Here is a 3,958-nt window from a genome sequence, read left to right as displayed (position 1 = left end):
GTGTATCAGTTGTTTTATTTTTCTAATATTAATATTTTATTCATTTTCTCCTATAGAATATATGTGTACTCAACTATTCAATAGCCGGAATTATTTTTGTGAAATAAAAACAATAACCATTTCATCTTATCTTACCTCTATTATTTTCATAATATAAATTTCAAATCACAAATTTACTTTTTATTATTCATTCAAAAAGCGAATCATTAAGAAAAACCATGCAGATTTTCATCTGCATGGTTTTTTAATCTTCCATTTCCGTATTGCTCTTTTCTACCTGCTCATTACGTACTTCTTCTTCCTGCATTTCCATTGCAATCATTGCATGGTAAATCTCTGGATATAATCCAAATATTTGATACACACTTCCTAAAAATGGCACCTGGAACCCCTCTTTTCAAAAATAGTATTTCCATACTTAAGGGTTCCCTATCTTTCCCCTACACATTCGTTTTTGTATCTTGTTCTTCGTCTTGAACATGTAACAAATGCTGCCATTTTTTATAAGGCGCACTATTTGGATCAACATACCCTTTCGCATGTGAACGGTCCCATAGTTGTTTTACAAACATCTCTTTCTCTTTCTTTGCAACCATATCTGCACCTGTTCCATAATAATTTTGGAAATACAACTCGATTTCATCAAGAAGTAATCGCAATAATTCATCTGATGTTTCTTCTAACGTTGGATCGTATTTTGCCTCCCGATCGTACATTAAAATAATATCTAAAATATTATGAACGTGCTCTTTTCTAAGCCATCTTACGTCCTGAGCCCCTAATACAAAGGCCTGTGTATACAAATGTCCACCTTGAATCATTGCTTTTTCCTGTTCTTCTTCAAAACGAGACAAAATATTTTCATAAATAAACGGATTATGAAGCAATGCCCGATGTAACTTATAACTTTCACTTGAAATATTTTTCCCCATGGACTGAATTAAAAAGCTGCGTCCTACACCGTTATATTGATAGACAAACTGACCATCAACAGCGACAAGACTAATCCACCGGTACATATATGCATAAAGAAGAGCACGATTACATTTATCATAATCTAACTTCGTCTGAGTTGCATTTAAGTCCGGCATAAAAGCTGGTAAGTGCCAATATTTATCTAAATGCGGTGTCAAATTCGATTTTTTAATATTTAATTTATTTACACGGCGATAATAAGACTGAAAATAATCCCCTTTGTCATTCATACATCCATTTGCGATATGCCCAGATGAAAGCTTCGGAAAATCTTGCAGTGACAATCCATAATGAGCACGGTAGCAAATGACTTCAAATGGTGAAAATGCTTCATTCACTGTATCCTTTTCTTGAAACATTTCTTGCAGAAGTTCTTCTTGTAATTCTTGTTTTAGTGATGGGTGTACTCCCCAATACTGTAACTCTCTATGATGAGCTACTTTCGGAATAAATGGACTTGCTAAATGGAAGAGATCTTCAATTTTTTCTCTCACATATTCATTACGATCACGCTTTTTAAAATCAGCTTCTTTTCGCAATGCTTCAATAATATTGAGTTCTAATTTGTCACGATATCGGACTTCGAGCTCGTTATAACAATACGTTAAAATATGCTCCCGATAAAAATCCTCTACCTTCTTCGATTGACTTTCCTCCGCTTGGGCATCGCGGCAATATTCCGCATACAAGCTCATATAAATCTCTGCTGATATATCCTTTGGAAGCACACCTAAATTTAAATGTTGCTGCATATCTTGCCATATTTTTTCTTGTAGTTTTTCATCTGCTAACACATATACATTCGTTGGATTTGTTTTCCCTTCAAATTCTTTGCTGCGTTTTTGAATTTCAAACAGCAAATTTTCACGTGTTTCTTGTAAATTGTCAAAGAATCTTTCCCAATGTTGAATCATTTTATTTACTGCCTGATATAGTGATTGATAAACGAGTTCCAGTAACATCTCTTTGCGATATTCATTTAACTTATGCACGTATTGCGTCACGATATCTTCAAATTCTTTTCGGAACATACGCTGCTGATTATAAAACATTTTACCAAACCAGCCTTGTTGCTGTGCAAGTTCAACACGTCGCACAGCTGTTACTGTACCATCAATATTACTTACATTAAATTTCTTATCATAGTTTTGAATGAGATTACGCTTTTGTTCATTGTTCTCATGTAATCGATTCATTTTCTCTACTAATTGCTTTCGAATCTCATACAACATAAAACGAGCAGCCACTGGATGAACAGCTTCTGTTTTCTTTAAAAACCATGTATTTAGTTGGTATGACTGTCCCTCTGATCCACTAGGCGTATAGCGGTCTGATTCTATCATGTCATATAAAAGTGTCGTCACATGCTCATGCACACGGCTCGGTATCGCATATGCATACAACCTGACAGCGTGATCAACTCTTGCTACTTCCCCCTTCATTTGCTCCATCATTTTAAGCTTCGCAGCAGATATTTTGCACTCATGCTGTAACCTGTTTAACTCTTCATCTTTTTGTACTGTACGCTGTACGTAACTTTCGACCGCTTCTAAAAACAACTTTGATTTCGCAATGCCAACCTTCCCATCCTCTGCACCTTCACGTGTTTCATTATACATTTGTCTATAGAAAATATGCGCTTGCTCCGGACGAGTAGCAAGATGCTCTAAATCTTCTAAATAACTCTTCCCACGCTCTGGCTTCTCACGTTGCATACCGCGGCGAACGTCTTGTTCATAACGCTGCTTTTTCTCCTGAAACAATTGATCTAAATGAAGCCATGATTCATCTAATCCTTGCACAGCCCACTTTAAGGCACAATATTTTAAAACATGCTCATATGGATAAATAAGCTTTGCAGTTCCAGCACCGCAGTAGCGTGCTTTTCCGTTCGATTCCGCCAACTGCTGAATTTGATTATCCTCTTGTGCAAAATGACTTATAGACATCGGACTAAATAACTGTAAATAAATCGTATTTGTCATTTGTTCCATGTAATCCGTTAGATTGTGTAAATGATGACCATGTAAATTTTCATAATCATATAAAAAACAGTAATTATAGGGTAAATGGTGTGGTTTAATTGTATGATTCGTTCTTCCGTCTTCATCCACTTGATCCGGGCGATACTCTAATTCAATTGTGACACCGCCACGCTTTGATAATTCGCCTGTAGAGCCAAGTGTAATCGCATGTAGCTCCTTTAATGACGCATAACCATTTGCCTGAACAGTTTCAAATTCTTTCACACTAATGGTACGCGTCTTAACAAGTGCATCTGGCATTAAAAAAGCACCGCGAATTAAAATGTTATGATGTTGCAATTTCTTGCGAAGCATTTCACGTAGGTACAACGCAATTTGTAAGAACATACCCGAACCAGTGCCACCAGCTAATGACGTAACGATGATAACACGAACACCATACTCTGTTTGATCACTCGTGACAGGAAAAATCTTTTCGATTTCTTGCCAAAAAGCAGTTAATTTATCCTCTTTCATCGCTGCTCGTAAAGCAAGGCGTGAAATCACACGAAGTTGGCCAGCTCCTTCTGTTAACGGCTTATCTAAAATAGTAGGATCCATCGGAAACCATTCTGGAATCGTTGGATCTTCCGCAATATATTCTCGAGGCGTTTTACTAGAACTGGTTTGTGTCTTGAACTTACGAATATGTTCAAACTTACTTAGCGTATTCACATCTGTATCAAATACATGCATCGCTACCTTTTTGCGTCGTTCCTTTGGCAACTTTTCATATATTTGATGGGTAACAGTACTTCCGATTCCACCTAAACCAATTAAAATTGTTGGAACTTGTAATGTCATGTGAACCACCTTCCTATTCGTGCGTGTTCAAAAAGAAGCTAAAGAGAGCCGAACAGTTCAAGACACGGAAGCCAGGAGGATACGGAGTGTAGCCAATACTACATGCGTACCATACTTGGCGACGCAGGCGAAGAAGTGCGACAACTATCTTTACC

At 36.9% G+C, this 3,958-nt stretch carries 2 protein-coding genes; both read right to left on the bottom strand.

Annotation, left to right across the window (positions count from 1 at the left end):
• Nucleotides 1-244 precede the first annotated feature (244 nt).
• The gene (locus V7183_RS23840) at nucleotides 245-382 is read right to left on the bottom strand and encodes a phosphonate ABC transporter permease (RefSeq protein WP_097897478.1); all 138 of its coding nucleotides are present in this window, start codon (nucleotides 380-382) and stop codon (nucleotides 245-247) included.
• A 58-nt stretch (nucleotides 383-440) separates the two neighbouring features.
• Nucleotides 441-3,803, bottom strand: a complete 3,363-nt coding sequence (locus V7183_RS23835) for a tubulin-like doman-containing protein (RefSeq protein WP_335361054.1) — start codon at nucleotides 3,801-3,803, stop codon at nucleotides 441-443.
• Between the last annotated feature and the right edge of the window lie 155 nt (nucleotides 3,804-3,958).

Origin of the sequence: Bacillus sp. JJ1127, assembly GCF_036965845.1 — a bacterium.
Classification (GTDB): domain Bacteria; phylum Bacillota; class Bacilli; order Bacillales; family Bacillaceae_G; genus Bacillus_A.
This window is presented reverse-complemented; position numbering and strand designations above follow the sequence as displayed.

Excerpts from the sequence above, each read along its gene's own strand:
- V7183_RS23835 (WP_335361054.1), bottom strand. The coding sequence starts at position 3,803 with ATGACATTACAAGTTCCAACAATTTTAATTGGTTTAGGTGGAATCGGA.